Raw genomic sequence first — 21013 nt, forward strand, 5'->3', positions numbered from 1 at the left:
TAGGGCCTGTCGTCACTTGATCCAGAGGAGCGTAGCGGCGAGGCAGAGGACGCCCATGAAGCTGACGGCAGTCTTCTCGTAGCGTGTGGCAACGGCCCGCCATTCCTTGAGGCGCGCCCACAGTCGCTCGACGATGTTGCGATTGGTGTAGATCCAGTCAGGACAGGCGAGCGGGGCCTCGTTGCTCTTGGTCGGGATCGCGGGCCGGGCCCCGGCGGTCCAGATCGCCTCGCGAAAGCCGTGGCTGGAGAAGCCACGGTCGGCCACCACCCACTTCGGCACCCCGGGCAGTTGATCGAGCAGCGGAAGGGCGTGGGGCAGTTCATGCGCCTGACCGGGCGCGAGGCGGAAACCGACGGGGCGGCCCCGTCCATCGGCGATCACGCAGGCCTTGGTGCCATAGCCGCCACGCGAGCGGCCAAGAGCTTCACGATGGTCTCGCTCGGCTCCAGATCCCCCCTTTTGGCCGCGCCCGCCGCCTTCTGGTGGGCTCGAATGTTCGTGCCGTCGAGAAACACCATGCCCAGCGCGACGCCGCGGCTCTGCACGAGGTCGAGCAGCCGCTCCCAGACGCCGGCGCGCGCCCAGCGGATGAAGATCTGGGCGGCCTGCCACCAGGGACCCAACTCGGCTGGAATGGCCCTCCAAGAGGCGCCGTTGTGATGCCGCCAGAGGATGGCTGAGATCGTGCGGCGCAGCTCTTGGGGCGGCGTCTTGCCTTTGGGCCGGCAGGCTTCCACCAGCGGTTCCAGTTCGGCCCACTGAGCGTCCGTCAGCATCGTGTCTCCTCGCTCAAAGCGGGGAAACGCTCATCCTCGCAGAGAGTTCAAGCGACAACAGGCCCTAGAGCGAGCAGGATTGTGCCGACCGGCGCGGCGACGGTCTGTACCCATCCGAGCGAGGGCCAACCGGAGTAGTTCCGCGTCGCCGTGGCGAGCGTCAGCGCTGTCCCGGCGCCCGTCGCGAGAAAGGCAGCTGATCCCAGCGTACGCTGACGGTTCCCGGCCCGCTGAACAAGGCCGCTCCGCCAAGCGACTACTCCGAGCAGGAACAGCCCCAGGGTGCGGGGCAGAACGAAGGCGTGCAAGGGCAGGATCCCGGCGGTTTCCTCGACCCGAAACCTCAGAATTTCCAGGAAGCCGCCGGTGGAATAGACCCGGTCGGCGGCAGCTACGTAATGCAGCAGCCAAGTCCGGCTTGGAAACGTAACCAGCGGCGGCAGGAATGGTTGGACTAGGTAGAGCCCCAGGAACAGGGCGCATCCGAGGGCCGGCAGCCAAGCCCGCCCGAACAGGAACGGCAGCACGATCAGGCCGGCGACGGCGTACTCCGTCAGGATGTCACCGTTCCAGATCAGGACGAGATGGATCAGCCCGAGGCCGAGGAGGACGAGGAGGCGACGCACCAGGAGCGCCGCCCTTCGTGGCGTGGACACCAAGCGCTCGAACTGGATCGCCAAGCCGATACCGAACAGCAGCGAGAACAGTGCGAAGGCTTTCATGTCGACGAAGGTCAGCAAAATAGCGTCAATCCAGCGGTCGACAGCCCGCTCTGGTGGACCGGATACGAATTGTTGAAAGATTGAGACGCGGAATTCGGTTTCTAAGTTTACGGCGAGCACGCCGAATAGAGCCAAGCCTCGAAGCGCGTCGAGTGAGCCAACTCTCGCCTGAGGAGCTGTAGGCGATTGATGAGATAGTTCGCGGCCAGCTTTAGTCATGGATTACGTAACCGGCACAGGCATTTCCCGCGCAAGCAGGTCATTTCAACCGCCGCTGTACACGATGGCGCCAATGGCTGCTAGCCACCCTACGATGCCCTTCGGTGGCGGAGGTTTGAAGGTCCGCGTGTGATCCAGATATTCGCATACCGCTTGTACGGCTTCGCGCCAGTTGCGGACCTCTGATCAGGCTCGTCCGAAGAGACGCTCCTCGCCCAATATCGGACTTTCAAATTTCGCCGGAGCCTCTACAGTCCTCGTGCGCATTTGAGTAAACATGGCGTGTAAAAACAAGCCTAGGGATAATTCACGAAAAGTATAAATCGACTTAATCAAAATAAAAATTATGCAATTTCTTGCTTAATATACAATATAAGCAGTTCCTGACATTTCATTAAGGCCGGGTTTTTATTAGCAAGTGAATAAAATGTTTGTCGATCTCAGATTTACATTAAAAAACTATAATTCAGAATGGTAGCGGGCCACGTAAACTCGGTTTCGGCCCTCGTGCTTCGCTTCGTAGAGGGCTTGATCTGCGCGCTCGACCAAACTACCCTGCGTATCGTTTAATCGAACCAGAGATACCCCAGCCGACAAGGTGATCGCCCCAATCTCCTCCCCCGTCTCACGCTTCACGATCTTCTTCGCAGCTAAGCGAGAGCAGATCTGGCGCGCGATCGCCGCCGCTGTTTCTTCGTCAACGTCTCCCAGCAGAATCGCAAACTCCTCCCCTCCGTAGCGTGCTACGAAGTCTTTGCCCTTCACGTTTGCAGTGAGCATCTGTGCAACTAGGCGCAGCACGCGGTCACCCGTGCGGTGTCCGTGCGTGTCGTTGAAGCGCTTGAAGTGGTCGACATCCAGCAGAACCAGGCAGAACGGTGCTGCCTCGTTCCTCTTCGCCTGCCCCAACTGGCGTCGCAGCCGTGCATCGAATGCTCGGCGGTTGGCGATGCCAGTCAGCCCATCCACCGACGCTTCTTGCCGGACAACTGCCAAGCTCTGCCGCAACTGGCCCACTCGTGCAGTCGACGCGCGCAGCTCACCCACTAGTAAATTGTTCTGGGCGCTCATCCGTGCAGTCTCCTGTGCCAACAGGGCGACAGATTGCACCAGTAAGCCCTCCGAGTTCTTCGGGCCGAGCGTGCTAGCACAGCCGTCGAGTACGGCTCCGTAGCGCGCGAGGACGGCCTCCGTGCCGGCCAGTGCTGTGACAAGCCGGCCGGCCTCGTCCCGCAGGGCGAGTGCTCCCTCCTGTACTACCTCCGCATCGGCTGCAAGCGCACCGGCGGCCGTCGCGTCTTGTGCCGCTAGGAGAGCCAACAGCTCGCTCAGCGGAAGATCGGCTTGCGGCGCGCTGAAGTGCCGGAAGAGGCGTTGGAAGATGTGCGGGGTTGCGGGTAGACCGTGGGTCCGAATTGTCTTCAATGTCGAAGCAGCTAAGTCTTCCAGCCCATTGATGGTGTTTATAACAGTCGTTGGCGAAGATGACGAGGTGGAGTTGGGCAGCATGGGGTGACAACCCAGACAAGAAGGACTCTATTTGCAGGTGGGAAATGCGGCGTACCAAGCGGACTAACCGCATCTAGAGGTGTAACGCATAGCTTCAATCGGCTATGTTGGCTGAGGTCTGCACGATCATGCCGGATCAGCCGATTTCGGCGTAGCTTTTGTAGCCCGAAGTGCGGTGGAGAGCAGTGAAAAAGCCGAAGTTAAAATCAATCGTGAAACGATCCGCGCGCGATTACTGGTGAAGGCGCAGTGTCTCGCTGAGCGCTCCACGCCTTTCAGATGGCTTGATCGCTCTTACCTAGCCGCATGAACTGCTCCTTATCTGGGTAGATGCTCTAAACAGAATATTACAAAACCAGCTAGTTGGGTCAACCCAGATCAAGCTGAAAAGTTGGGTGCGCGAAAATTCGATCATACTCGCCTCCTCAAGCAACACATACAATTTAAGGTAGATAACGTCAGGCACAAAGGTTTTCATGCGCGGCAGGGCTGGCCACCCAGCTGAGCGTGAGGAGGACATCTATCGACACCCGCACTAAGATCCTCGCGCCCCTGGTCCTAGCGGCCATGATCCTGACGAGCGGGCTGCTCGGGCTCCGCCGCTAGGAGTGGGCTTGACACGAGCCGGTCGTCCGGCCCCAAACCGGATACCCCGCCCTCTGAGGCCCCGTCCCGGGCCGCCCTTCCCTATGGCGCGGTCGTAGCCGGGCACCGCCATCCGTCACGCACGCCTCGTCATTGAACCCGCGGATGGAGCACTGGCGGACTACGACGCGCTCCCTGGCCTGGGCGGGCTTCCGGGATGCCGGTTGGTCCGGCCGGCCAGCATCTGCGGGTTGGCATGCCGGAGCGGGCGAGGTGCTTGAGGGTAGCGGCGTCCTCGTCGGTGAGGAGGACGGCCAGCCGCTCGCGGGCGTCGAACGGCAGGAGGCCTGCCAGCGCATCCAAGTCGCGCTCGCGGGCGAGGGTCGGATCCGGGAGGAGGGCGGGGGTGGGTCGGGCATGGCAGACGACGCGGGCACTGAGAGGGTCTGAGCCGCATTGGAACCGATTTCTGTCCGTGCGTTCATCACCATCGATAAGAGAGAGCTATCAATAGTCAGATGGTCGTTCGTGCGGTGATACCGGTGCGCGAATCGAAAGGTCTTGTCGCTCCCGAGACAACGGACCAGTACAACAAGCGCAAGGCGTTATCCCCTGCCTGAGCCGCTCCCTTGGGCCGCTGTTGCCCTGCCGCTGGCCGTCGCCGAAGACGCGCTGGCCCGCCTCGACCAACACCTTGCCACCAGCCCCATTCGCAACGGCTGGTGCGCCCGCACCGATTTCGCCGACGCCTGCGCCAGCCTCGCCCTGCAAGGCGACCTCATCCTCTTCGAGGATCTCGTCCTTCACGACGCCGACCGCGACCGGCACGCCCACTCGCAAGAGCTCACCCGCGCTCACGCCATCCTGCGTAGCCGCCGCCGCATCGCCGCCGAGCCGGGCTGGGCCACAAGCCCTACGCGCCTCGCCGCCCTGTCCGATGATCCGGATGGGGCAGGGGGCTAGGACGCGACCTCAGCACCCGCCGTGCCATCCATCGACACCGCAGAGGGGGGAAGGGGATCTCCCGGAGGTTGACGACGCCTTCTCCGCCGAGCTCGCCGACATCGATGCCCTGATCGCCCGATTCAGCCGCATCCTCGCCGACACCGGGTCGGTGAGGGAGAAGTCCTCGCTCGTCTACGATCCGGCCTGGGGCGAGAGCGACCGCCTCGCCGCCTGGCGCCAAACTGTCACCGACACCCGCATCCTGCCGCCGGTCCTCGACGCCACCATCGCGGTCGATGCTTGGACCGCCCTCGAGCCGCTCCAGCACCGCGCATGGCTCGGGCCGCTGCTCGCCGCCGAACTCCTGCGCGCCCGTGACAAGGCCCAATACCACCTGCCCGCCCTCGCCAGCAGCCTGCGCCGCGTGCCCGGCGACCGCTGGCTCGTGCGCGATCCGCTGACCCGCTGGCTAGAGGTCCTCGGTGCCGTCGCCCTGGGTGCCGAGCAGGGCATGAGGGATCACGACCGAGGGATGCTCGCGCGAGAGAGGCTGCTGCGTCCGAGAACACGGTCGCCACCTACCCGGTGCAGGGATGCTCGCGCGCGAGAGGCTGCTGCTCAAAGTGCGGGGAAAAGGGGGAGTTCCAGCCTGCCCCGCCTCATCGAGATCGTGCTCGCCCGGCCCCTGGTCTCGGCCACCATCATCGCGGAGGAGCTGGGTGTGTCACCCCGCGCGCCTCCCAGACCCTCGTGGCCGAGCTCGGCCTGCGCGAACTCGCCGGTCGAGAACGCTTCCGCGCTTGGGGGATCTTGTAAGCTGCTCGCCCTCAGTGGATCTGAAATCATGGGAGCGCTGAGCCCAAAAATGGGTTCTGCAAGATGGTGACTGCGTGCGCCAGATTGCTGATGAGCCAGCTTGTTCCGTTGATGGCTGGGGATTGGCTACCGACAGGCACTTGCTTGACGCGCGTGAACCTTCGTAGAGCTTTACGTGTTCGGATCTGAATGGATCCTCGTATCAGGAAGAACTGACGTGTCGGACGAGACCCAAGCCCAAGAGCCTGAGTTCATCGATCTCGTGGCCGATATCGTATCGGCATACGTGAGCAGGAATAATGTTCCAATCGCCGAGCTCCCGAACCTAATCGCTTCGGTGCATGCCTCGCTGAGCGGCCTTGGCCAGCCTGCCGCCACACCCGCCGAGGATCACAAGGTCACATCGGCTCAGGTCCGCAAGTCCGTCACCCCGGATGCCATCACCAGCTTCATCGATGGCAAGTCGTACAAGTCGCTCAAGCGGCACCTGACCTCGAACGGCTTGACCCCCGACGAGTACCGCCAGAAATACGGTCTGCCGCGCGATTACCCGATGGTGGCAGCCAACTACGCCGCCCAGCGCTCCGAACTCGCCAAAAGCCTCGGCCTCGGCCAACTCCGCCGTGATCGGGCTGCGGCCAAAAAGGCGGCTGAGAAGCGGACCACACCCGATCCCATCGTTACCGCTCCGTTAGATGCTAAGCCTGCACGTCGCGGCCGGCCGAAGAAGGCTGAAGCTAACGCGGCCGAGTGACGTGGATCCGGCGAACCCGTGGCGACGACAGCGTGCCCGACGCACGCTGTCACTCTCGGGCGTGCTCCTGGTTGCGGGAGGTTTCATGGTGGCCATGGTCGGCATCTATTTTGCCCTCGAAGATGTCGTCGCTCCCTTGATCAGGTAGGCGCGCTGCCTTTCAGGGTTGTGCGTATCTGCGGAATACTCGATAGATTGCCACAACTCGGTTATGAACTGAGTCGTGGAGTGGGAATGCTTTCCAGGTCACAACAAGAACAAAGCTCCTTGGCCTCTCTCGTTGAACTCGCCGCCGATATCGTGTCGGTCTACGTGTCCAAGAACTCCATTCCGGTGGCGGAGCTGCCGAACCTAATCGCGTCGGTCCACACCTCGCTGACGAACCTCGGGCAGGCGGTTGTCGAGCAACCGGAGTACCTGACGCCACCCGTGCCGATCAGGAAGACGGTAACCCCGGACTACCTGATCAGCTTGGAGGATGGGAAGCAGTATAAGTCGCTCAAGCGCCACCTCCCAATCCGCGGGCTCACCCCAGAGGAGTACCGCCGCAAGTGGAGTCTGCCACACGACTATCGGATGCTCGCGGCCCCTACGCCCCCAGCGCTCCGAGATCGCCAAGAACAGTGGTTTGGGCCGGCCTCGGAAGTCAGCCTAAGGTTATTCCAAATCATCCCTGTCGACCAGCATCAGCCATAGCCGGTCGGTAGGGGTCGTGGCTGGCACGGCGTGGTCGGTAATCAAGAGGTCGACCCTGCCTTCACGCGCCCGAAGCTGCTCCAAAGCTTCGAAGCCCGCCTCCGCCTCGACTACTGTATGGCCGAGCTCCTCCAGCATCTCGGCAGTGCCGCTCCGCACCAATGCGTCGTCATCAACCAGCAGGTTCATCAGGTAGCCCGTCGAATGGCCGACTTGGTCCAGGCTTGTCTCCTCTCCGATTTTGCTCAGGAGAGCATCAGGCCGTCGCTCCGACTGCGGTAGCCAGAGCCGCACTGTTGTCCCCTGGCCGATCCCGTCCGTCTCATGCCCGTGATCGGCCAGAGCCTTCCACGCTTCGAATTGGTCGGCAGGATGCATCGCCACCCGCACCAAATTCTCGACCAAGGAGAGTTTGGTGTGATCGGCATCCGGTGCCACGACCAAGGGCACGGCCCGGTTGTAGCCGCCGGTGTGAAACTGGCTCTCCCGCATTTTTGGTGCAGGCGTAGCGGTCACGCCGCCAGCACGCGGGCGCGCAGCAGGTCGAGCTTGGCACGGCCATACATCGTCCGCTTCAGCGTCTTCACGCGGTTGATCTGCCCCTCCACCGGGCTCGTGCTCCAGGGCAGCGTGAGCGCGGCTTCCACGGCGGCCCGATCCCGCCTCAACCCCTCCGCCAGGCCGCTCAGCGGGCCATCGCGACAGCGATCCAGCCACGCCCCAAACGCCGCCTGATCCTGCTCCCGCACGATCACCGTGAAGGCCTTTACCTCCGCGATCGCACGCTCGATCTCGGGGACAGCGGCCACCAGGGCATCGAGGAAGCGCCCATCCCTCTCGCCACGCTCGCCGCCGGTCAGGAGAAGCCGCGCCGTCCGCCGCGGCGACGGGCGCCGCCAGACTGGACCGGGGGCAGGTCGCATCCGCGGCGGGCCGCCCCTGAGAGCAGCAACGCAGAGCCGGACGCTCATCACGCCACCCCGGAAGCCCGAGGCCTGCAACTCGCGCCACAGCCGCGTCGCGTTGCGCTCGCCTTCGTCGAGCCGCCGCACGAGGTAGGGCACGAAGGGATCGGTGATCCGCGCCCGTTCGACCTTGCACCACGTCGGCGCCGTGCCGGCCCGCAGCCAGTGCCGCACCGTGTTCCGCGACAGCCCGGTCTCGCGCACGATGGCGCGGATGCCCTGGCCGTCCCGAGCCAGGGCTGCAACATGCTGGAAGCGGGCCTCCCGGTCCGCCTGACCCTGCTGCTGTCGCTGCTGCGCCTTGGTCGCCGGACGGGGTTCGACCGGCGGCGCTTCCGCTGCGGCTTGGCTCACGATGGTTCGCGCGACACGGGAGAACTCGCCGCGGTGCCGATCGAGCACCTGCACCAGCGCTTGCGAGCTGTCAACGGGCACCGAAGTCTCCGCAATTGTGGGCTTTCAAAATTCCCTGGCCGGCGGGTTCGGTGCGGATCGGTGATCAGCCGGCCGTGTGATCGGAGGCAGCCTTTCCGGGTGGACGACCGCGACGCCTGGGTGCGGGCGGCGGAACGATCAGGGCCTTGGAGCGGACGTGCTCGGGGACGAGGTCGGCGTGCTGGCGCAGGCGGTAGCTCGCCCCCTCGATCTGGATCACCACGGCATGGTGGAGGAGTCGGTCGAGCAGGGCTGTCGCCACGACCGGATCACCGAACACCTCGCCCCACTCGGCGAAGCCGCGGTTCGAAGTCAGGATCATCGCCCCGCGCTCGTAGCGCGCGTTGACGAGTTGGAAGAACAGGTTGCCGCCACCGGGGACGACGGGGAGGTAGCCGATCTCGTCCACGACCAGCAGCGAGGCCCGGCAGAGATAGCGGATGCGCTCGCGCAGGGAGCCGTCGCGCTCGGCCTTGGCCAGCGAGGTCACGAGGTCGGCCAGCGTCGAGAACACGACGCTGCGCCCGGCCTTGACCGCCTCGACGGCGAGCGCGATCGCCAGATGGCTCTTGCCGGTGCCGGGTGGTCCGAGCAGATGGACGACCTCGGCCCGGTCGATGAAGGTCAGTTCCGCCAGCGCCAGGACGCGCTCGCGGTCGAGCGAGGGCTGGAAGGCAAAGTCGAACCCGGACAGCGTCTTGATCGTGGTCAGGCGCGCGACCAGCAGGGCGGTCTTCACGCGGCGGTTCTCGCGCAGCGTCAGTTCCTCGGTCAGGATCACGTCGAGGGCGGCCAAGCCGTCGATCTCGCCCTGCTCGATGCGCCGGACCGTCGCGTCGAGCACCTCCAGGGCGCGCGGCATGCGCAGGCCGACCAAGCTGCGCTTGATGCTGTCGAGGGTCGTGATGGCACAGGATGCGGTGCGGCTCATCGCTGGCCTCCGATCCCGCCGGCGAGCCGTTCGCCGACTGCCTGGTAGACAGCCAGCGAGCGCCGGGCGACGTGATCGCCATGGCGGCCGATCGGCAGACTGTCGGGATGGCCGTGGCGCATGGCCCGAGCGGCCGTGCCTTGCCGATGGTCGGGGTCGATGCGGTACTGCCGTCGTCCCTCCAGGATCGGATGGCTCGCGACGAGCCGGCCACCATCGAGGATGCGGATCGTGTCGGGCAACTGATGCACCTCGACGACGCGCCGGGTCCGATCCGGTACGCTGTAATAGTTGCCACCGATCGAGACGAGGCCATCGTGGCTGACGCGCCGCTCCAGCGTGAGCAGAGCGTCGAAGGGCAGAGCCGGCAAGGGCTGCAACTCGGGCCGCTCGGCGGCGAAGGCTTCCGAGACGATCCGCTGCGTGGTGCCGTGCAAGCGGACGTTGGCGACGGTATCGAGCCAGCTCCGAAGCTGGCGGTTGAGGTCGTCGAGGTCGCGGAAGGAACGTGCGAGGAAGAAGTCCTGGCGGATGTAGGAGAACGGTCGCTCGACCTTCCCCTTGGTCTTGGCCCGGTACGGGCGGCAGGCGCGCGGCAGGAATCCGTAGTGCTGGGCGAGTGCCAGCAGGGATCGGTTGTAGACGATGTGGCCGTCCGCATCCTCGCCGGTGACCGCCGTCTTCATGCGATCGTAGAGGATCTCGATCGGCACGCCGCCGATCGCGGTGAAGGCCTGCATGTGACAGCGCAGCAGCGTTTGCAGGTCCTGATGCAGGACGAAGCGCGCCTCGATGTGCCGGGAATGGCCGAGCACCAGCGAGAACAGCCAGACGATGCAGGTCGTGTCCGGCGCATCCGTGAAGGTGACGAGGAAGCGGGCGAAGTCGACCTGCGCCTGCTGGCCGGCCGGGGTCTCGAAGCGGACCTCGTAGGGCTTGGCCTCGGGCGGCCGGATCGCGGCGGCGAACCGCTTCACCGCGGTGTAGGCACCGGTGTAGCCGCGCTCGCGCAACTCGCGGGTCAGGCGCACGGCACTCAGGTCGGGGAAGGCGGTGATCCGCTCGCGCAGATAATCGAGATAGGGCGCGAGCTTGCTCGGGCGGCCGGGCTGACGCGGGCCGTAGGCCGGCGGCTCGAGGCCGCGCTCGATGTACTTGCGGATCGTCTTCGGATCGCGGCCGGTCCGGCGGGCGATGGCGGAGACGGACAGGCCCTGTCGGTGCAGGTCCAAGATCATGACGAGTTCTCCCAGCAGAACCATCCTCGTCGCTCCCAGCCGATCGGTATCGGCAGGCATGGTGGCTGAGGATGGAAAAGCCCGAGAGGGCGCGGGGCGTCGCGACCCTACGGGCCAGGGCACCGACCAGGGAATTTTCGATGCCCACAATCAGGGAGTATTCAACGCCCGCTGACACGAGCCGTTGCAGAGCAGATGCCATCGGTCCGCGACCTGGACCGCCCCGGGGGCGCCGCGACGCACGCCATCGGCATAGGCACCGGCGCGGTCGCGAGCCACGACCTCGACGCCGGGATGCCGTTGCAGCCAGTCTGCTACGGTGGCGGCCTCCCGGTCGGGCAGCAGATCGATGACCTGGCCTCGTTCCAGATCGCACAGGATCGTGCCGTAGCGCTGACCGCGCCGCCAGGCCCAGTCATCGATGCCGAGCACCCGCGGTGCGCGCTCTGCTTGCGTGGGTGCGCGATCTCGCACGAGGCGCAGCAGCGTGTCGGGGCTGACCGGCAGGCCGAGGCGCCCCGCTAGGCGTGCGCCGGCTTCACCACCGAGTACGAGACCGAGGTGGTGCTGGAGGTCGCCGAGGCGGTGAGTGCGGCGTGCGCCAGCCTGGGCAACGCCGGCAAGGCGCTCGGCGAAGACACGGCGAGGGCAATGTGGCTGCGGGCAACGCCATCGCCGCGTCTGGACCGCGATGACGACGCGCCGACCCTGCCATGGAAGGTCGGCCAGGGTGCGGGTGTAGCGTGAGTGAGACTGAGCCGAGAACTCCCCACACCCCGGGCAGCCAGCGGTCGTGGCGCGGGGATGGGTACTGATGATGATCTGGTCAGGCTCGAGGTCGACCTGATCGACGACGAGACCGGCGGGGATGAGGGGCAGCAGGCGTTTGGGCACCAGATCAGATGTGCAGGCCGGTCCTGATGTTCACGATCCGTGCGGCTCCGTGACTCGCCATCCGGCTGCACCACAAACGCGGGAGAACCCAAAGGTGGGTCAGACTTCAATCGGCGTTGACACGGTTCTTCGGCAGCTTCCTGGCCTGCGCCAGTGCGTTCAGCGCCCGCAACCGCCTGCGCCCGCGATCACGTGATGCTTCTTTCTGAAATGCGCGCCGACTGTCACCGGATTTAGAAGTACGTGCGTCTTGGTCGGCGCCACCCGCTCGTTGATACCGGTGTCTACCACCGTCCTCCGCGGGTTCCCCTCCCACAAAACCAGTTTGTTCAACGAAATTGATTTAGTCTAATGGTGTACGATCATCTTTCTTTCTTCTGTTTCTAAAAGTTTTGTCTCACAAAATCTGCCGTCCTCAGCGGCAGTGGGCAGGGGAAGACTGTCATGGCCTGAAGCCCAGGAGGAGGGATCACCCGGCCTGTAGTTTTTCCTAGAGGCCGGGAACACCGGCGCCCGCGGGCGACAGCTGTCCATTCATCGACAGGATGAGGCGCCAGCCCCGCTTGCTTTCTCTCGCGTCAGAGATCGTCACCCGTATGGGCGGAGACTACGGGCTCCGGGAGGTGTCTGCCGAGTAGAGCGCAGCCGGCCGATAGCCCGGCGACGCTCTGGTGCTCGTTTGCATTCGGAGGGACTGTTCTTCTCTCCGTGACGGGCCCTCTCACATCGATAGGGAAACGAGGCTCTGATTGACTTCAGTCAGACCCCGGGACGCACACTGCATGGCCGACGAGATCTCCTGAGTGACGGCGCTCTGCTCCTCTGCCGCGGACGCGATGCCGTTCACCATGCTTTGCGCTTCGGCGACCGACCGTTCGATGCTCCGCAAGCTCGTCGCCACGATGCCCGCCACCGCCTGCATTGCCTCGATGTCCTGAACGATCCGGTTGGTCGCCTGCGTCACCTGCCCGGCCAGGTTTTTCACTTCGCCCGCCACGACCGAAAAGCCTCGCCCTGCCGCGCCCGCCCGGGCCGCCTCGATCGTTGCGTTCAAGGCCAGCAGATTGATCTGCTCGCCCACGCCCTGGATCATCTGAACGATCCCCCCCATCGAGGATGCCGCCTGTTCAAGATCGCCCGTCGAGCGGCCGCCAGCTTTGGCCTGACCATTGACCTCGTCTATCAGCGCACGCGAGCGAGCGGCGGACTGCGCGATCTCGGCTGCCGATGCGCTCAGCTCCTCCGCCGCTGCCGCCGAAGCCTGCACGCCCTGCGCGACCCGGCTCGAAGCCGTGGCCGCAAGCAACCGCGCCGTCACACCGGCCGTGATATCGGTGCAGTGCTTCACCACCTTCGCCGGCCGTCCGTCAGCGCCAAGCACCGGGTTGTAGGTAGCCTGCAGCCAGATTTCGCGCCCGCCTTTGCCCAGGCGCTTGAAGATGGCGGTGCGGTATTGCCCGGCCCGCAGCTGTTCCCAGAACTGGAGGTACTCGGCCGACGAGGCGTGGTCAGGTTCCACGAAGATCCGGTGATGCCGGCCTTTGATCTCGTGCGCACGGTAGCCTACGGCCGCGAGAAAATTCTCGTTGGCTTCAAGAATGGTGCCGTCGGGCGCGAACTGGATGACGCCCTGGCTCCTGTCGATCGCGGTAATCTGGCCTGTAAGATCGAGAGTCAAGCGCTTCGAGGCGGTGACGTCCATGGCGAATTTCATGACTCCAGCCGGTCTGCCATGGGAGTCAAACACGGGATTGTAGGTGGCCTCCAGCCAGATTTCGCGGCCGTCTTTGCCAAGACGCTTGTACTCGCCGCTCCTGTATTCGCCCCGGGCGAGCGCAGCCCAGAACTCCTGATAAGCGGGGTCGGCTTGTTCGGCCCGCTCAACGAAGATGCGGTGATGCTGACCACGGATGTCATCGATGCCGTAGCCCACGGCGGCGAGGAAGTTTTCGTTGGCCTCGACGATCGTGCCGTCGATCGTGAACTCGATCATAGCCTGGGAGCGCAGGATCGCCGCAACCTTGGCCTCGCTGGCAATGCTCCTGAGCTTTCGGGCGGTGATGTCGGCGGCGCACGCGATCACGCGGACCGGACGTCCACGACGGTCGAGAAGGGGTGCGTAGGTGGCCTGCAGCCAGACCTCGCGGCCGTCCCTTGCAACTCGCTTGAACTCGCCTTGCTGACAGCGACCCTGTCTCAGCGCCTGCCAGAAGGCGTCATAGGCCGGACCGCTCGCTTCGCCGGGCTCAACGAGCATGGCGTGCTTGCGACCTTTGACTTGAGTAAGCGTGTAGCTGAGTGAGTCGAGGAAGTTTCGATTGGCGCTCAGGATCGTCCCATCAGGACTATACTCGACCACAGCGTGGGATCGGTAGAGGACGTCGAGCCTGGCCAACGGAGAACGGCCGAAGAGCATGGCGTATGCCTTTATGTTGGGCGCGTACACTGCGGGCCCGCGGGCGTCCGGACAGGCGCCGGATCTAGATTGGCAGCATAGCCGCCAGCTCCGAATATAACGTAAACAACTACAAGTTAAATCATGCCTTATTATCTGAATCCACCTCGGCTCATTCGTTGGAATATCAAAGTTATAGAGTGCGTATGAGCCATGCGGCTGCCAACTGAGTTATTAATTCAATGTTAAAGCTAGCGGTCAACCTAATCTGCGGAGAATAGTTAGCGCACGATATTCTCTGGCTCTGTGGACGCGTCTGTTCGGCCCCGCCCTGGTTTGTATGCCGGTCTGCAATTCCGGTCCATGAGGGGATGTCGTTCGACTGCTCTGCCATGCCTGACTTCCAGGCCGGCGGCATCCACCATGATGGCATCGCCTCCGCAGCGCATGACAAATCATACGCCAGGGATTCGACAACACTGGTCCCTTACGGCATCTGGTAGTGCAGGGGCTCATTGCCGCCCCACTGCCAGCTGGCGCCGTCATTCACCCGGTAGGATATTTGAGGCACAAGGATTTCACCTCGCTTTAAGAGATTGGTCCCTAGACAGACCCTGCGAACCGTTCTTACTTGAGATATTTCCGAAATCTGAAGAGCCGACAGGACAGAGCAAACATGAACAGATCGATATTCATCAGCCTGCCGGTGACGGATCTAAAGGCATCGATCGCCTTCTACGAAGCTATAGGCTTCGAGAACAATACCCGGTTCGCCGACGATATCGCCGCCTGCCTGGTGTGGAGCGACACGATCAGCTTCATGCTGCTTACCCACGAGAAATGGCGCAGCTTCACATGTCGTCCCATCCCGCCGGTGACATCGAGCGAGGTCATGCTGTCCCTGTCCTGCGACAGCCGCGAGGCAGTCGACGCCCTGTGCGACGCGGCCACGGCCCATGGCGGCACGGTCGACATCAACCCGATGGCAGATCACGGTTTCATGTACACCCGCGACCTCACCGACCCGGACGGCCACGCTCTGGGCGCGATGTGGATAGATATGGCCGCCATGGCGGACCAGGGTTAGGCCCCTCAATGCCTCGATCCGGTGGACGGCACACGCCCCGAGCCCGGACAGCCTGCTGTGATCCATGTATGCGCGAAAATTCGATTGAACTCGAAATGGTCAGGCAGCATGTCGCGATCGGCGCCCGGTGCCTCGCCAGGCAGCTCGCCCTGATCGTGCGCCTGCGACGGCGCGGTCTGCCGGCCGACGAGGCGGAGGCGCTGCTGATCCTGTTCGAGGACATTCAGCGCCGGCATCTGGAGCACCTCGCCCGTCTCGAAGCGCGTGAAGGGGTGCCACCCACTTAAATGAGCGAGAGGACCCCGCCCTCCATGGCGGCGGCTTCGGCCTTGCTGTGGTCCGCTGCCGGGTTTTCGCGGTTGAAGCAGCGGCTTGCGCGGATCGACCCAAGCCTGTCGGCTTCCTCGGTCCGGCCACCCGTACGGGATATCCGGCACCGCTCCTCTGGCAATGACCCATGTTAGGCGCCGACCACGTCAGAAGCCGTTTAGCAACCCGTCGAGGCCGCTTGCATGTCCTCTGCATTGCCGGGATAGACGCAGTAATTATGGGCGCCGCTGATGAGATAGACCGGCGCCTTATGCGTTTCCATGTAGTTCGGCGCGTTCAGTTCGAGGCTTACCAGATAATCCTGCCTGCCATGCTGGTCGTGGCCGTTGAAGTAATGAACTAGGCAATCGGCTTCAAGATGGCCGCAGGTTTCTAGTGTGCTGACCATCCCTTTGATGAAGCCGGCCTGATAGGCCGGGCTGTATTTCAAGAAATCGGCCGCCGCGCTTTGCAAAATCTTGCCGGTGTACGGCGTGCTGAAGGCGAACCTGGACCGCATAGGCCTGGGCTCCCACATCATGTATAAGACAAGAACGGCCCCGAGGCAGAAGCCGGCGCCGGCGCAAGCTGCCCCGAACTTCGCCAGGGCCAGGTGAGCAATGCCCCTGCCGTCTTCCGCTATGGCCGGATCCTGCCCCGACTGGACAGGATCATGCCAGGACCGGCTCAGACATCCAGAGGCTCTTTAGCCGTAGCGCGCCGCCAGCCAGGTTCGGCACTGGTCGAGGTCGGCGAACAGCGTATCCCTGGGCGGCTTCACATGACTGGGAAAGGCCACTTCAACGTGCCACTGGCCGGCATGGCCCGGCTCCGAATGGATTCCCGGATCGAGGCGCGTCAGGACGGCCACCAGCTGGCCGTTCACGAGGGCAAGGCAGCCCTCACGGTCCGAAGTGCCCGTGTCGACGACGATAGGACGGAAATCGATAAAGGTCATAGGCCGCCCGTTTGCCGACGCCCGAGCGGATCGACGATAACATAAGACAAAACTCCGCCGAATTCATGCGCGTGTTGCTGCATGTTTGCGAAAGGAAGACAACCCGATTAATCGCAGCATCGAGCACGAATAGACTGGCGCGAATAAAAAAGAAAACAATGGTAGCTCACCCCCAGGCTGACCGAGTCCAACATCTTGGCGGGGCGCTGACGGTTTTTTTCAGGCGCAATGCTGTCAGCGTTTCCCCTTCCCCGCCCTCGTAGCCGGCCAGGCAGGGGCCGCGCGCCTCGGCCTCAATCAGGATCCGCAGACCCTACGCCGCATCACTAGCCATGCCGGTCCACCTGTCTCATCGCTTCTCGGCTTCGTAAACCCGGGCCTGACAATCAGCGCTGAGGGGGACATCGGCGAAGCCCTCGACTTTCATGTAACCGTGGTCCCAACCGCTTGCGGTCCGATAGATGACTTTCATACCGCGTGGGAAGCTGCCGTTCGGTATCGCCCCATCGATGACGACAACGCAGGATCCGTCCATAATAGAAGTGGTTATGGTACCGACGGGCTTGGCATAAAGAGCCCGGTTTCCCGTTATTTTCGCCGCAGACCAAATCGCTTTCGGAAACAATTCGTCGTGGGCTCGCACAGGATCGTTATTTTCCTCTCTATAATAGATGCGCAGCAGAGAATCCTGCATGTCGACATTGCGCTGCGCGACTGCGGCAGCCGGCCGTCCTGCCTGAGATGACTGCGCTAGACCCCGCGACGCCAGAAACGATGTCAGGCTGCTGCCGAACCATCACCCCAGAAGCGCCCCAACCAACATGCCGGCGCCGGCGTGCACCGCGCCGAACCGCGCCAGGATCATATTGGCGCCTCGCGTGCAGTCGTCCGACATGTCCAGGTTCCGGATGTCCCCACGCGCATCTTGACCTCTGCAGGTCGCCTTGCCTCGCCCACCCTGAGGCATAGCGGTGCGGTTCAGCGCATCGTCCGGATGGACAGTCAGTCACACCTTAAGTGGCTGGGCGGCTCCGGTTGCGCTCTCTGCAGGTAAGATGGGCTAGGGCCTGTTGTCGCTTGAACTCTCTGCGAGGATGAGCGTTTCCCCGCTTTGAGCGAGGAGACACGATGCTGACGGACGCTCAGTGGGCCGAACTGGAACCGCTGGTGGAAGCCTGCCGGCCCAAAGGCAAGACGCCGCCCCAAGAGCTGCGCCGCACGATCTCAGCCATCCTCTGGCGGCATCACAACGGCGCCTCTTGGAGGGCCATTCCAGCCGAGTTGGGTCCCTGGTGGCAGGCCGCCCAGATCTTCATCCGCTGGGCGCGCGCCGGCGTCTGGGAGCGGCTGCTCGACCTCGTGCAGAGCCGCGGCGTCGCGCTGGGCATGGTGTTTCTCGACGGCACGAACATTCGAGCCCACCAGAAGGCGGCGGGCGCGGCCAAAAGGGGGGATCTGGAGCCGAGCGAGACCATCGTGAAGCTCTTGGCCGCTCGCGTGGCGGCTATGGCACCAAGGCCTGCGTGATCGCCGATGGACGGGGCCGCCCCGTCGGTTTCCGCCTCGCGCCCGGTCAGGCGCATGAACTGCCCCACGCCCTTCCGCTGCTCGATCAACTGCCCGGGGTGCCGAAGTGGGTGGTGGCCGACCGTGGCTTCTCCAGCCACGGCTTTCGCGAGGCGATCTGGACCGCCGGGGCCCGGCCCGCGATCCCGACCAAGAGCAACGAGGCCCCGCTCGCCTGTCCTGACTGGATCTACACCAATCGCAACATCGTCGAGCGACTGTGGGCGCGCCTCAAGGAATGGCGGGCCGTTGCCACACGCTACGAGAAGACTGCCGTCAGCTTCATGGGCGTCCTCTGCCTCGCCGCTACGCTCCTCTGGATCAAGTGACGACAGGCCCTAGACTTGGACGGACCAGCCACAGATCGGGCCGCAAGCGAAGTGTTAGATCGCGCACTCGTTGAGCGGCACGGAGGAGGGCGGCGTCGCGCACCGCCCGCATTGCAGGCGTATCGGGAGATCGTGCAGCGTGCGCGTCGCCCCGCCATCGTTGCGGACCAGGGCGCTGATCGGCACATTGTACCTGTTCTTACAGGTGCATTTGATTTCCAGATAGAACTTGTTGAGTTCGGCCAGGCGACTGCGGTAAACGCCCGGCACGCAGTAGATCTCGGGTGTCGGATAGCGCGTGCCATACCTGGCATTGGTTTCCTCGTCGTTGACGAAAGATGGCGCCATGACGTGCGCTCCGTCAATGCATCAACGGCGGGAACAGCTGGTAGCTGAAGGCCTGCGCAGCACAACCTTGGCCCGTGCCGCCTTCGCGCAGATCGAGCCTGGTATTCTGAACTGCTTCAGGTCCACGACCTTCATCTACCGGGCCTTGAAGCAGGAAAATCCCGATGCCGCTCCGACTGATTTCTTGGGCGTCATGGCGTCAGAAGCTGCGCCTGGATCTGGCAGGCCGCCACCAGGTAATTACCGAGGGGGGGTGTCGGCACGGCGGGGCTCGGTCGCGAGGGGTCGCCCCTATGCCCGGCCATCACCTCGCCGACGACAGCAGCAGACCGGCTCGAGGCGGCATGATGCACCACTGCGTCCTCGCAGCGGAACACCTAGTGAAAGCTGTTGGCGCCCTCGGTGCGCACCCCGGTCTCGTCCGAGGCCCCAACAGGGGCCTGCCGCAGACGCGCCAGCGCCGCATCCCGGCCCTCGGCAAAACAGTGCTGAGCGCGTCGCAGCACGTTCATCAGCCCGCCCTGGCTCAGCCTCAGCCCGAACAGGTCCGACAGCGCGGCCTGCAGCCGCTCGTAGGACAGCGCCTGGAACGTCTTCAGGTAGGTCGTCACCGCGTGCAGCCGCGGCCCGAACGGCGTCGCGTCGGCTCCCGTCGGTCGTGGGGCGGCGACCCGGGTCCGGCAGGCCGGGCAGGTCACGCACAGACGCCGGTGCTGCTCGACCAGAGGGCGAACGAGCGGCAGGTCGATCCGCTCGTGCACGCTGATCACCTCGGCCGGCAGATCGGTGGGCAGTGGCGCGCCGCAGGCCGAACATGAGGCCGGCCGATGCTCCATGACCTGATCCGGATCGGTGGTCAGCGCCCGCTTGTGGCCCTCATGCCCGGGCTTGGCCCCGCCCGGCCGGGCCTTCTCGCGCCGCTCCTTGCGGTCGCTCGCCGGCGGCTTGGACGAGGTGCGCGACGTCTTCTCCGGCCGGTGCAGCTTCAGCACCAGCTCGATCAGCTCCTCCCTGCTCAGGCGCTCCAGATCGCTGCGGCTCATCCCGATAACGAATCAGCCAAACCGCGTTCCGACATAGGCCGGCGGTTTGGATCTCCGACCGCTACTCGGCTCAGCAGGGTCATTGCGAACGCCAGCAGACCTGCCTGGCGCATCTCGCTCGCGACGTGGCTTACGCGGTGGAAGCCGGCGACGATCTGATTGCCATGCAGCTCCAGTGGTGGCTCGACGAGGCCTTCGGGCTCGCCCGGGGGCTGACCGAGTTGGCCGCCTCGACCCTGGCGCGCAAGCGGCGCGAACTGGAGCAGGATCTCGACGCTATCCTGAAGGCCCCCGCGACGTGCGATCTGGCACAGGCGCTCCAAGCCCGGATGCGCCGGGCACGCGACCAGCTCCTGACCTTCGTAGCCTTCCCAGGGCAGGTGGACGTGACCAACAACGCCTGCGAGCGCGACCTGCGGCCGGCGGTGATCCAGCGCAAGGTGACGAACGGCTACCGTGCGATGTGGGCGACAAGGGGCGAGGCGGACGTGCGCACCGTCGTCGCCACCGCCGCCCTCAGGACCAAGGCGACGCCCTTCGCTACCCTCCTCGCCACCATCACTGCCTGATCACCCCCACCGCCAGCCCAGATAGGAGGAGCAGACGAACCCGCGTGTCGAAAAATACCCCATGGGTAATTACGCCACCAGTTGCAGGAACGCAAAATCATGTCGAAGAAACTTATACAGGCCGCAGCGGCGCTGCATCGATCTGTGGGTAACGAATTTGATGTCTCTATTTATTTAAGAATGTGAAGAATACGGATATGAAATCTGTCTAGATATTTCAGAAGATCAGTTCAGACTACACAGTGACCACGCGCGGCCAGGCCATGCCGGTCGACCGTATGGTCAAGGTCGCATCCTTCGAGACGATCTTTCCCTGCCCGATGCGCTGGGCAAGGCATTCCCGCTGACAAATGACGGGGACGAAGGCGGTTGGGAGAACAACCCCCGCTTAAGAGTGGAGGCCTCAGATCGCGGCAGCACCTCTATTGGAGATGTCGTCGCCGACGGCGAAGCCTACCACTGCGCCCGCGATGGCTGGAACAGACGGGCTGGATTTCAAGCCTTCCTTGTGACTGGTGCAAGGTCGTTTTCGTGATCTTCTTTGCCTCGGGATGCCGGCCGTGCGCAGACAATTTCGTGACGATTGTCATGCCCGGGGGCCCGGCTGTGGCAGGCCTGACGCACGATTGCTTTCCGGGGGTCTACGGGTCCGTCTCCGACTCTGTTTTACGCAGGTAGGAGAGGATCGCGCTCACCGGGAGCGGACCAGGCTGCTCAGGCAAGGCAAGGCTCACGGGCGCGCCCAGGGACGCCATGATGTCGCGCAAGCCTTCGACCCATTCCTGGGCCTCTGCATGAGTCGCGAGTTCGGTTCGAAAAAATCTCTTGTCCGGCTCGATTGTCGCGATGACGGTGAAACGTCCGTCCGGAGCATCGAGGATGTCATAGGTTACGCGGCGGGCCATGCGCGCCCTTTAGCAC

General features: G+C 63.9%; 20 protein-coding genes and 4 pseudogenes. 9 read left to right on the plus strand and 15 right to left on the minus strand.

The window, feature by feature from the left end; genetic code table 11:
• Positions 1–12: 12 nt before the first annotated feature.
• The 3 genes from DA075_RS18360 to DA075_RS18370 all read right to left on the minus strand — a co-directional run bounded on the left by DA075_RS18360 (position 13) and on the right by DA075_RS18370 (position 3229).
• Positions 13–779, minus strand: a protein-coding gene (locus tag DA075_RS18360; RefSeq protein ID WP_099952440.1) for an IS5 family transposase whose coding sequence is annotated in 2 segments (ribosomal slippage) — positions 13–464 and positions 464–779 — 768 coding nt in all. Because the reading frame shifts where the segments join, the coding sequence is not laid out codon by codon here.
• Between the two features lie 47 nt (positions 780–826).
• Positions 827–1621 (minus strand): DUF418 domain-containing protein, encoded by a 795-nt coding sequence (locus DA075_RS18365; RefSeq protein ID WP_123834340.1) that lies wholly within the window; start codon positions 1619–1621, stop codon positions 827–829.
• A gap of 558 nt (positions 1622–2179) precedes the next feature.
• Complete coding sequence (locus DA075_RS18370) at positions 2180–3229, minus strand: GGDEF domain-containing protein (RefSeq protein ID WP_099954441.1); 1050 nt, start codon at positions 3227–3229, stop codon at positions 2180–2182.
• An 858-nt stretch (positions 3230–4087) separates the two neighbouring features.
• Between DA075_RS18370 and DA075_RS36650 the strand changes: the two genes are divergently transcribed.
• From DA075_RS36650 to DA075_RS18390, 5 genes and pseudogenes are all read left to right on the plus strand, one after another.
• A complete protein-coding gene (locus DA075_RS36650; RefSeq protein ID WP_164712386.1) occupies positions 4088–4264 on the plus strand; it encodes a hypothetical protein in 177 nt (58 codons plus the stop codon).
• A 111-nt stretch (positions 4265–4375) separates the two neighbouring features.
• Positions 4376–4777 (plus strand): hypothetical protein, encoded by a 402-nt coding sequence (locus DA075_RS37565; protein ID WP_236012889.1) that lies wholly within the window; start codon positions 4376–4378, stop codon positions 4775–4777.
• 151 nt (positions 4778–4928) lie between these two features.
• The gene (locus DA075_RS18380; protein ID WP_276330915.1) at positions 4929–5645 is read left to right on the plus strand and encodes a DUF1612 domain-containing protein; all 717 of its coding nucleotides are present in this window, start codon (positions 4929–4931) and stop codon (positions 5643–5645) included.
• Between the two features lie 147 nt (positions 5646–5792).
• Entirely contained in the window at positions 5793–6329 is a 537-nt protein-coding gene (locus tag DA075_RS18385) for a Ros/MucR family transcriptional regulator (protein ID WP_099954443.1), read from the plus strand.
• A 234-nt stretch (positions 6330–6563) separates the two neighbouring features.
• Positions 6564–6984: pseudogene (locus DA075_RS18390) on the plus strand (Ros/MucR family transcriptional regulator).
• Positions 6985–6986: 2 nt separating this feature from the next.
• Here DA075_RS18390 and DA075_RS18395 read toward each other — a convergent pair.
• The 6 genes and pseudogenes from DA075_RS18395 to DA075_RS18420 all read right to left on the minus strand — a co-directional run bounded on the left by DA075_RS18395 (position 6987) and on the right by DA075_RS18420 (position 13904).
• Positions 6987–7541, minus strand: coding sequence for a response regulator (locus tag DA075_RS18395; protein WP_123834342.1), 555 nt, complete (start codon positions 7539–7541; stop codon positions 6987–6989).
• A complete protein-coding gene (locus DA075_RS18400; protein ID WP_099952835.1) occupies positions 7538–8398 on the minus strand; it encodes a transposase in 861 nt (286 codons plus the stop codon). The genes DA075_RS18395 and DA075_RS18400 overlap by 4 nt, the downstream gene beginning before the upstream one ends.
• Before the next feature lie 91 nt (positions 8399–8489).
• Positions 8490–9356 carry an IS21-like element ISMex13 family helper ATPase IstB gene (gene istB, locus DA075_RS18405; RefSeq protein ID WP_099952836.1) on the minus strand — a complete coding sequence of 289 codons (867 nt, stop codon included), beginning with the start codon at positions 9354–9356 and terminating at the stop codon, positions 8490–8492.
• Entirely contained in the window at positions 9353–10618 is a 1266-nt protein-coding gene (gene istA / locus DA075_RS18410) for an IS21-like element ISMex13 family transposase (protein WP_200602002.1), read from the minus strand. The genes istB and istA overlap by 4 nt, the downstream gene beginning before the upstream one ends.
• A 159-nt stretch (positions 10619–10777) precedes the next feature.
• A pseudogene (locus tag DA075_RS18415) lies at positions 10778–11491 on the minus strand (ISL3 family transposase); the annotation flags it as partial.
• Positions 11492–12209: 718 nt separating this feature from the next.
• The gene (locus DA075_RS18420; protein ID WP_099954445.1) at positions 12210–13904 is read right to left on the minus strand and encodes a methyl-accepting chemotaxis protein; all 1695 of its coding nucleotides are present in this window, start codon (positions 13902–13904) and stop codon (positions 12210–12212) included.
• Between the two features lie 655 nt (positions 13905–14559).
• On the opposite strand from DA075_RS18420, the gene DA075_RS18425 reads away from it, so the two are divergent.
• Together DA075_RS18425 and DA075_RS18430 are read left to right on the plus strand one after the other, a co-directional pair.
• A complete protein-coding gene (locus tag DA075_RS18425; protein WP_099954446.1) occupies positions 14560–14970 on the plus strand; it encodes a VOC family protein in 411 nt (136 codons plus the stop codon).
• Positions 14971–15038: 68 nt separating this feature from the next.
• Positions 15039–15257, plus strand: coding sequence for a hypothetical protein (locus DA075_RS18430; protein ID WP_099954447.1), 219 nt, complete (start codon positions 15039–15041; stop codon positions 15255–15257).
• Positions 15258–15457: 200 nt separating this feature from the next.
• On the opposite strand, the gene DA075_RS18435 is transcribed toward DA075_RS18430, so the two are convergent.
• From DA075_RS18435 to DA075_RS36030, 3 genes are all read right to left on the minus strand, one after another.
• Complete coding sequence (locus DA075_RS18435; protein ID WP_099954448.1) at positions 15458–15799, minus strand: hypothetical protein; 342 nt, start codon at positions 15797–15799, stop codon at positions 15458–15460.
• Between the two features lie 186 nt (positions 15800–15985).
• Positions 15986–16237 carry a hypothetical protein gene (locus DA075_RS18440; protein ID WP_099954449.1) on the minus strand — a complete coding sequence of 84 codons (252 nt, stop codon included), beginning with the start codon at positions 16235–16237 and terminating at the stop codon, positions 15986–15988.
• Between the two features lie 349 nt (positions 16238–16586).
• Positions 16587–16931 carry a hypothetical protein gene (locus DA075_RS36030; RefSeq protein ID WP_123834344.1) on the minus strand — a complete coding sequence of 115 codons (345 nt, stop codon included), beginning with the start codon at positions 16929–16931 and terminating at the stop codon, positions 16587–16589.
• Between the two features lie 434 nt (positions 16932–17365).
• Here DA075_RS36030 and DA075_RS18445 point away from each other — a divergent pair.
• A protein-coding gene (locus DA075_RS18445; RefSeq protein WP_099952440.1) for an IS5 family transposase occupies positions 17366–18132 on the plus strand; the annotation gives its coding sequence in 2 pieces (ribosomal slippage) (positions 17366–17681 and positions 17681–18132; 768 coding nt in all).
• Between the two features lie 54 nt (positions 18133–18186).
• On the opposite strand, the gene DA075_RS18450 is transcribed toward DA075_RS18445, so the two are convergent.
• On the minus strand, positions 18187–18480 hold the full coding sequence (locus DA075_RS18450) for a hypothetical protein (RefSeq protein WP_099954450.1): 294 nt from the start codon (positions 18478–18480) through the stop codon (positions 18187–18189).
• A 290-nt stretch (positions 18481–18770) separates the two neighbouring features.
• Positions 18771–19523: pseudogene (locus tag DA075_RS18455) on the minus strand (IS66 family transposase); the annotation flags it as partial.
• Positions 19524–19555: 32 nt separating this feature from the next.
• On the opposite strand from DA075_RS18455, the pseudogene DA075_RS18460 reads away from it, so the two are divergent.
• Positions 19556–20092 (plus strand): annotated as a pseudogene (locus tag DA075_RS18460) (IS66 family transposase); the annotation flags it as partial.
• A 641-nt stretch (positions 20093–20733) separates the two neighbouring features.
• On the opposite strand, the gene DA075_RS18465 reads toward DA075_RS18460, so the two are convergent.
• The gene (locus DA075_RS18465) at positions 20734–20997 is read right to left on the minus strand and encodes a hypothetical protein (RefSeq protein ID WP_174800100.1); all 264 of its coding nucleotides are present in this window, start codon (positions 20995–20997) and stop codon (positions 20734–20736) included.
• Between the last annotated feature and the right edge of the window lie 16 nt (positions 20998–21013).

This window comes from Methylobacterium currus (assembly GCF_003058325.1).
GTDB lineage: Bacteria > Pseudomonadota > Alphaproteobacteria > Rhizobiales > Beijerinckiaceae > Methylobacterium > Methylobacterium currus.

Excerpts from the sequence above, each read along its gene's own strand:
- DA075_RS18370 (WP_099954441.1), bottom strand. The coding sequence starts at position 3,229 with ATGCTGCCCAACTCCACCTCGTCATCTTCGCCAACGACTGTTATAAAC.
- istB (WP_099952836.1), bottom strand. The coding sequence starts at position 9,356 with ATGAGCCGCACCGCATCCTGTGCCATCACGACCCTCGACAGCATCAAG.
- istA (WP_200602002.1), bottom strand. The coding sequence starts at position 10,618 with ATGGTTCTGCTGGGAGAACTCGTCATGATCTTGGACCTGCACCGACAG.
- DA075_RS18420 (WP_099954445.1), bottom strand. The coding sequence starts at position 13,904 with ATGCTCTTCGGCCGTTCTCCGTTGGCCAGGCTCGACGTCCTCTACCGA.
- DA075_RS18425 (WP_099954446.1), top strand. The coding sequence starts at position 14,560 with ATGAACAGATCGATATTCATCAGCCTGCCGGTGACGGATCTAAAGGCA.
- DA075_RS18430 (WP_099954447.1), top strand. The coding sequence starts at position 15,039 with ATGCGCGAAAATTCGATTGAACTCGAAATGGTCAGGCAGCATGTCGCG.
- DA075_RS18435 (WP_099954448.1), bottom strand. The coding sequence starts at position 15,799 with ATGCGGTCCAGGTTCGCCTTCAGCACGCCGTACACCGGCAAGATTTTG.
- DA075_RS18440 (WP_099954449.1), bottom strand. The coding sequence starts at position 16,237 with ATGACCTTTATCGATTTCCGTCCTATCGTCGTCGACACGGGCACTTCG.
- DA075_RS36030 (WP_123834344.1), bottom strand. The coding sequence starts at position 16,931 with ATGCAGGATTCTCTGCTGCGCATCTATTATAGAGAGGAAAATAACGAT.
- DA075_RS18450 (WP_099954450.1), bottom strand. The coding sequence starts at position 18,480 with ATGGCGCCATCTTTCGTCAACGACGAGGAAACCAATGCCAGGTATGGC.
- DA075_RS18465 (WP_174800100.1), bottom strand. The coding sequence starts at position 20,997 with ATGGCCCGCCGCGTAACCTATGACATCCTCGATGCTCCGGACGGACGT.